Source organism: Marinobacter sp. UBA2498 (genome assembly GCF_002341575.1).
In the GTDB taxonomy this organism is placed as follows: domain Bacteria; phylum Pseudomonadota; class Gammaproteobacteria; order Pseudomonadales; family Oleiphilaceae; genus Marinobacter; species Marinobacter manganoxydans.
Window position 1 is genome coordinate 1 of sequence record NZ_DDOI01000067.1, and the last position, 6,858, is coordinate 6,858.

General features: G+C 58.6%; 8 protein-coding genes. 1 reads left to right on the top strand and 7 read right to left on the bottom strand.

Annotated elements, in window-relative coordinates:
- Positions 1-828, top strand: an 828-nt coding sequence (locus tag B2W52_RS09245) for a S1 RNA-binding domain-containing protein (protein WP_286802662.1), incomplete at its 5' end; no start/stop codon positions are given.
- Here the strand turns inward: B2W52_RS09245 and B2W52_RS09250 are convergent.
- The 7 genes from B2W52_RS09250 to livM all read right to left on the bottom strand — a co-directional run.
- Positions 804-1,034, bottom strand: coding sequence for a hypothetical protein (locus B2W52_RS09250; protein ID WP_008171543.1), 231 nt, complete (start codon positions 1,032-1,034; stop codon positions 804-806). The genes B2W52_RS09245 and B2W52_RS09250 overlap by 25 nt on opposite strands.
- On the bottom strand, positions 1,021-1,899 hold the full coding sequence (locus B2W52_RS09255) for an alpha/beta hydrolase (protein ID WP_008171545.1): 879 nt from the start codon (positions 1,897-1,899) through the stop codon (positions 1,021-1,023). The genes B2W52_RS09250 and B2W52_RS09255 overlap by 14 nt, the downstream gene beginning before the upstream one ends.
- Positions 1,869-3,734, bottom strand: coding sequence for an Lnb N-terminal periplasmic domain-containing protein (locus tag B2W52_RS09260; protein WP_008171546.1), 1,866 nt, complete (start codon positions 3,732-3,734; stop codon positions 1,869-1,871). Before B2W52_RS09260 ends, B2W52_RS09255 begins: the two co-directional genes overlap by 31 nt.
- A gap of 89 nt (positions 3,735-3,823) precedes the next feature.
- Entirely contained in the window at positions 3,824-4,288 is a 465-nt protein-coding gene (locus tag B2W52_RS09265) for a DUF3015 domain-containing protein (protein WP_008171548.1), read from the bottom strand.
- A gap of 240 nt (positions 4,289-4,528) precedes the next feature.
- A complete protein-coding gene (locus B2W52_RS09270; protein ID WP_008171549.1) occupies positions 4,529-5,230 on the bottom strand; it encodes an ABC transporter ATP-binding protein in 702 nt (233 codons plus the stop codon).
- A 9-nt stretch (positions 5,231-5,239) separates the two neighbouring features.
- The gene (gene livG, locus B2W52_RS09275) at positions 5,240-5,995 is read right to left on the bottom strand and encodes a high-affinity branched-chain amino acid ABC transporter ATP-binding protein LivG (RefSeq protein WP_008171552.1); all 756 of its coding nucleotides are present in this window, start codon (positions 5,993-5,995) and stop codon (positions 5,240-5,242) included.
- A gap of 6 nt (positions 5,996-6,001) precedes the next feature.
- The coding region (gene livM / locus B2W52_RS09280) for a high-affinity branched-chain amino acid ABC transporter permease LivM (RefSeq protein ID WP_286802671.1) at positions 6,002-6,858 on the bottom strand (857 nt) is incomplete at its 5' end.

Sequence of the window (6,858 nt, forward strand, 5' to 3'; positions counted from 1 at the left end):
TCCGAGATCACCGAGTCCAACGGTTCCAGCTCCATGGCCTCTGTCTGTGGTTCCAGCCTGGCGCTGATGGACGCGGGTGTACCCATCAAGGCACCGGTTGCCGGTATCGCCATGGGTCTGGTCAAGGAAGGCGACAAGTTCGCGGTTCTGACTGATATCCTGGGTGACGAAGATCACCTGGGCGACATGGACTTCAAGGTGGCCGGTACCCAGGAGGGCGTGACCGCCCTGCAGATGGATATCAAGATCAACGGCATCACCGACGAGATCATGGAAATCGCTCTCGAGCAGGCTCACGCTGCGCGTCTGCATATCCTGGGCGAGATGAACAAGGTGATCTCCGAGCCGCGTGCCGAGCTGTCTGCCCGTGCGCCGAGCATCACCACCATCAAGATCAATCCGGAGAAAATCCGCGACGTTATCGGTAAGGGCGGTTCTGTTATCCGCGCGATCTGTGACGAGACCGGCGCCTCCATCGATCTGGATGATGATGGCAACGTGAAGATCTACGCCGACAACCAGGAAGCTGCCCAGGCGGCGGTTAACCGGGTCAAGGAAATCACGGCCGAGATCGAAGTGGGTGCTATCTACAAGGGCCGCGTAGAGCGCATTGTAGACTTCGGTGCCTTCGTTAACATCCTGCCTGGCAAGGATGGTCTGGTGCACATTTCCCAGATCTCTGATCGCCGCATCGAGAACGTGACTGACGAGCTGAGCGAAGGTCAGGAAGTTCTGGTGAAGGTGCTGGATGTGGACAACCGTGGTCGCGTGAAGCTGTCCATGAAGGAAATCAAGGAAGGCGATCAGCCGACCGATTTCTCTGCCTGATCGTTTTCGGGCTTGATAAAAACCCGCCTTTCCTCTGGATTGGCGGGTTTTTTCTTGCGCTTGGCTTGGTTGCAAGCGGCTGTTGGGTTTCCCTTTTCAAAAGACGCTACGAGCACATCCATGTGCGCTTGTTTCGGGCCGTCCTTGGCCCTCAACACTTTTGAAAAGGGAAACCCAACAGCCGCCCACACTCTATCGCCCAGCATTCATGAAGCGAAGCACCTCTCTCCGGTACCCGGGAATAACAAACGTCGCCCCGTGAGGCGTATCCGTCTGCAAGAACTCTTTGGGCTCCTGTGCTGCCTCAAACAGCGCCTCTCCATGATGAAAGGGAATAATCCCGTCTCGAACGCTGTGGATTACCATCACCTGCACCGGACTGATCCTAGGAATATGATCCACACCTTCGTAGTCGTCGGGTATGGTCCAGCTTAGCGGGATCTGCAACGGCCAGGTAAGCCAGAACCCACCTAATTTCTCCCGGGCGATCTTGCGAAAGCCGGAGAAGGTACCATCCAGGATTACACCGTCCAGCCGGGGCTGTTCCTCCCTCTGAGTCCATTCACTGGCCAGGGCGATTCCGAGACCGCCGCCGAGGCTCTGGCCGAGGATGTATAGGGGGCGGTCGGTCACGTCAGGTTTTTTGGCCAGCCAGCGCAGGCCGGTTTCCACGTCGTGCAGCGCGCCTTCGATGTCCGGGTCACCGGTGGATTTGCCGTAGCCCCGGTAGTCGATGGTAAAGACGTTGTAGCCTCTCTCGGGCAGCCACGCTACGTTGAGGATGTGGCTGCTGACGTTCTGGGCGTTGCCATGCAGGAAATAGACTGTGCCCCTGGCGTTGTTCTCAGGGGCTTCTGCGGGCAGCCACCAGCCATGGAGGGTTTCGCCGTCGGCCGTGTCGAGGTAGATGTCTTCGTATTCGAGGTTCAGTCGGTCCGGGGTGATGTAAGTCACCCGATCCGGGTAAAAGAAAACGCTGCTGCAACCGGATAGCAGCAGAAGCGCAACCAGAAGCCCGCTTAACCGGGCCGTGGTGGCAGTCAGAAATACGCGTGGATTCCGGCGTGCCATAGGCTTTGATACCTGTCGTAGTGGTCTTCCCGGGTGAACTCGGCAAACAGACTGAACTCGCGGCCGATGTGCCAGTTGGCTTTGGCGTAAAGCTGATCCTGGCGGTGTTGGCTGCTAACGATCCAGGCCTTGGTTTTGGCACCGGCGAGCAGGCTGAACTGGTTGTTCTGATGGAGCAGGCCGATGTCGGCGCCGGGGGCAGCATCGTAGCCTCGGCGCAGGTCGTCGTCGATTTCAAGGTCGGCGGTGGCGATGGCAAAGGCCTGGGTCTGGTTGCCAAGGCGCCAGCTGCCGCCAGCTCCGCCCTCGAGATAGGGCGTCAGGACCCGATCGTTGCCAGTATCCGTGCGGCGGCCACCAAAACCTACCTGCCAGGACAGTGGCGAGAAAAAGGCGTTCCGCGGGCTCAGGGAGCGGATTTCCACGCCGGTAAGCTGTTCCAGTTGAAGTTCGTCGTTGTCGGTATACAGGCGCGCGTCGAGTCGGAGGAACTGCAGCTGGGCACCGGTACGGTAGCCGGCCGGCGGGTCCAGCACATCGTGGTAGGCCGGGCGCAGGGTCAACTGGGTGAATTCCCTGTGTGCCTGCTGGCCTGCTCCGAGGCTCAGTCGGAAGGTGTCGTGGCCCTGATCATCCCGAACTACCGGTTCGGGTGGTTCCTCGGGCGGTGCGACGTCGCTGATCTGGCTGCGCTCTCTCAACAGGTCATGGGAGAGTGGTGCGGCGATTTCACGGGGCCAGCCGTCGGCCTCGCTCTTGTATCGAACATAATCGTAGGTGGCGTCCAGAACATGTGCTCTTTGCTCGGCTGGCAGTGACTTCACTTCGCTACCATCAGCGGCTACATATCCGTTGGCGACGGCTGCCGCAAGGGTCTGTTGATCGTCGGGCAGGCTAGAGAGACTGTAGGCCACCGACGTGGCAGCCGAGGGGCGGTAGTAGACTTCGCTGACCAGATCCTTGTCGACCACCCAGCGAACCGTGTCCGACGGAATGGCGTGAGTGCTTACTTCCCCCAAAAGGTCCGTGCCCGGGCGGGCAATGTCTATCAGCGCCAACAGGCGATAGGCGCAGTTTTCATCGAAGAAGTAATAATCAAAATTCCGATCCCGTATTTCCCAGGCGTGGGCAATCATCAGGTCCACTTCATCCTGGGTAAGGTTCAGTTTGTACTCCCACAGGTCACGATGTTCGATGTCGGAGTAAAGCCGAATTTTCTCGTAGTACGGCTGGACCGTAGTGATGCCGGGATAGCCGCCGAAAATGCCCTTGTACGCGAACAGCAGTTCACTGTCGTGGGCGGCGGCATCAGCGGCATAGGAGATTGTGTTGGCCAGCAGCAGGTTGGTTTCGTCGTCATCCTGGGGTGGGTCCAGGCGCAGAAACGTGTGGCCGAACATGGAAGACGGGCTGTTGAGGTAAGAGGCGGCAAACACCAGGGTCACCGTCTCGGTGTTCAATGTTTCCGACCATTCCTGGAAGCCGGGACACTCGATTTCCGGTAGCGACAGATCGAGTTGCTGACTGAGCCAGGTCGCCCGTGCCGGGAAGCGGCAGAGGGCGTGGTCGTCGCCTTCCCCGTCTATCTGGATAGCATCCAGGGTGGCTTTGAGCTCTGCCCGGGGGGAGTGCTTGCCATTTTCGCTCAGGAAAAAGGCCGGATCATCGGCCTGGCTGGTATATCCGCTACCAAACCTGTCGGGTTGATAATGAATGAGTGTGAGCCAGGCAGGGTCGAGATGGAGCTCGGTTGCGTGTTCAGGCGAATTGGCCTGGGTCGGCAGGCTGACTGCAAGCCAGATCAGGGCTGGCCCAATGCGAAGCATGTTGCCCATGGGTTGGTGCTGCATCCGGGGTTGAACAGGGTAGAGAATGGAACGATGCGCCGTCCCTGGCGCATGAGAGTCCCTTCAAGGAGCCTGGATCAGGCTGCTACGTATTTGCTGAGTGACTCGTTTTGCTCCAGGAGCGCGACGATGGCGTCCACGGCTTCGCCGGAGGTGGTGTCAGAGTCCGGGAAAATGGTGGCAAAGTTGTCCTGCAGCACCTTGCGGAACGCATCGCGATCCGCTTCGTCAACACCCAGAAGTACTGCCAGGGTGTCCAGGTTCTCGCCGGAACCGCGGGACATGTCCCGGGCCACCTTGTCGATGTTGCTGTCCATGTACATGGCCATGGACTGAACAGACTGGTTGGTCTGGCAGCCAAGGGTACCTGTGGTCATACCAAACGTCTGGTTACCAAAGGTACCGTTGGTGGTTGCAGCGAGTACGTGGGGGGCAATGCCGGATTGTCCTTTCCAGATCATGGCACCGACGCCACAGCCCGGTTGGGCAAAGGCCATGGAAGAGGCACCAAGAAGAATTGCACCTGCGATCAGTTTTTTCATTATCCACTCCTTCCTGTGGTTTAAAGCTGTCGTCGCAATACACAATGCTGCTCCTGACGTGGAGCAGCATTGCGAAAACGGCCCTGACTGGTCTTGTGGAGACAGGTTGACCGTTGATCTGAGTATAGTTGAAATCCAGCCAACGCAAGTTTAAAGATTGGTGAGTATTTGATTTAGCCCAAAAAAAAACCGGAGCAGCGTGCATGCTCCGGTTTTATGCTTCGAGGCAAGGATCCAGGATCAGCCGCCCAGATAGGCGTTCTGGACATCCGGGTTGTTGAGCAGATTCTTGCCCGTGTCGTGCAGGCGAATCTTTCCGGTTTCCAGCACGTAACCCCGGTCTGCCAGGTTGAGGGCCTGGTGGGCGTTCTGCTCGACGAGGAAAACCGTAATGCCTTCCTCGCGAAGCTGGCCGATGATCTCGAAGATCTGCTTGATAATCAGCGGTGCCAGGCCCAGTGATGGTTCATCAAGGATGATCATCTCTGGCCTGCTCATCAGGGCCCGCCCGATAGCCAGCATTTGCTGCTCGCCGCCGGACATGGTGCCGGCACGCTGATGTTCACGTTCCTTGAGGCGCGGGAAGAGCTCGTAGACGTGCTCCTGGCTCTTGCGGATTTCGGCCTTGGTGTTGAAGAAACCACCCATGTGGAGGTTTTCCTCCACGGTCAGGCCCGAGAACACCCGACGCCCCTCCGGAACAATGGCGATGCCGGAGCGCATGATCTGCGCCGTGGATTCGTTGGTGATTTCCCGGCCCTCCAGGAAAATGCGTCCTGAACTGGCCCGGGGGTTACCGCAGACGGTCATCAGCAGCGTGGTCTTGCCGGCGCCGTTGGCGCCGATCAGCGAGACGATCTCACCCTTTTTGACTTCGACAGACACCCCGTGCAAGGCCTCGATCTTGCCGTAGTGGGTATGGACATCTTCTAGTACTAACATGTGTTTACCTCAGGCCTCGCCCAGATAGGCTTTGATCACGTCGTCGTTCTGGCGGATTTCTTCCGGTGTGCCACTGGCCAGGGGGCGGCCCTGGTTGATGACGTTGATGCGGTCGGAAATATCCATTACCAGGCTCATGTCGTGCTCAATCAGCACTACGGAAACGTTGTAGTCCTCTTTCAGGCTGATGATCAGCTGGTTGAGTTCCTTGGTTTCCGCCGGGTTGAGGCCGGCTGCCGGCTCGTCGAGCATTAACAGCTTGGGCTCGGTGACCATGCAGCGGGCAATCTCCAGACGCCGTTGCTGACCGTAGGCGAGGTTGCCGGCTTCCCGGTTGGCCAGATCCAGCAGGCCAACCCGATCCAGCCAGTAGGCGGCCCGATCCAGGGATTTCTGCTCTTTGGTCCGGTAACTGGGGGTTTTGATCAGGCCCGAAATCAGGTTGGTGTTCAGGTGGCGGTGTTGAGCCACCAGCAGGTTTTCCACCACCGTCATCTGGCTGAACAGCCGCACATGCTGGAAAGTGCGCACCATACCCAGTCGGGAGATCTTGTAGTCGGGTTTACCCTGTACTTCCTTGCCCTCGAACAGGATCTTGCCGCCCGTGGGCTTGTAAAAACCGCTCATGCAGTTGAATACAGTGGTTTTTCCAGCCCCGTTGGGGCCGATGATGGACACAATCTCGTGTTCCTGAACGTCCAGAGACACTTCGTCTACCGCCAGCAGGCCGCCAAAGCGCATGGACAGATTCTGTACTTCAAGCATCGTCTGTCACTCCTGCCTTTTGAGTTCAATATGAATGCGGCGCATGGGCATCAGGCCCTGCGGACGCCAGACCATCATCAGCACCATAGCGGCACCGAAGATCAGCATGCGGTATTCGGAGAACTCACGGGCCAGTTCCGGCAGGATGGTGACAGCGATTGCCGCCAGTACCACACCGATCTGGGAACCCATGCCGCCGAGAACCACGATCGCCAGGATGATGGCAGACTCCAGGAAAACAAACGATTCCGGGCTGATGAAGCCCTGCTTGGAGGCGAACACAGTGCCGGCAAAACCGGCAAAGAAGGCGCCAATGGTAAAGGCGGACAGCTTCACTGCGGTGCGGCTGAGACCCAGGGAGCGGGCAGCGATCTCGTCTTCCCGCAGTGCTTCCCAGGCCCGGCCCACGGGCATCCGCATGAATCGACGGATTACGAGCGCGGTGAATACCGCCAGAACCAGGGCAATGAGGTACAGGAAGATAACCTTGTGCTCACCGCTGTAGGCGATGCCGAAGGTTTCGTGGAACGAGGTGTTGCCCTCTTCCTTCACCCGGCGCCCGAATTCCATGCCGAACAGGGTTGGATCGGGGATGCCACCAATGCCGTTGGGGCCGCCAGTCAGCGTCGTCCAGTTGTTCAGGAGTATCCGGATGATCTCGCCAAACCCGAGGGTTACGATGGCCAGATAATCCCCCCGCAACCGGAGTACCGGAAAGCCCAGCACCAGACCGAACAGGGCGGCAAGCAGAGCACCGATAGGCAGTGCCAGCCAGAACGAAATGCCGGTGTACTGGGAGAGCAGGGCAAAGGTGTAGGCGCCCACGGCGTAGAATGCCACGTAGCCAAGATCCAGAAGTCCGC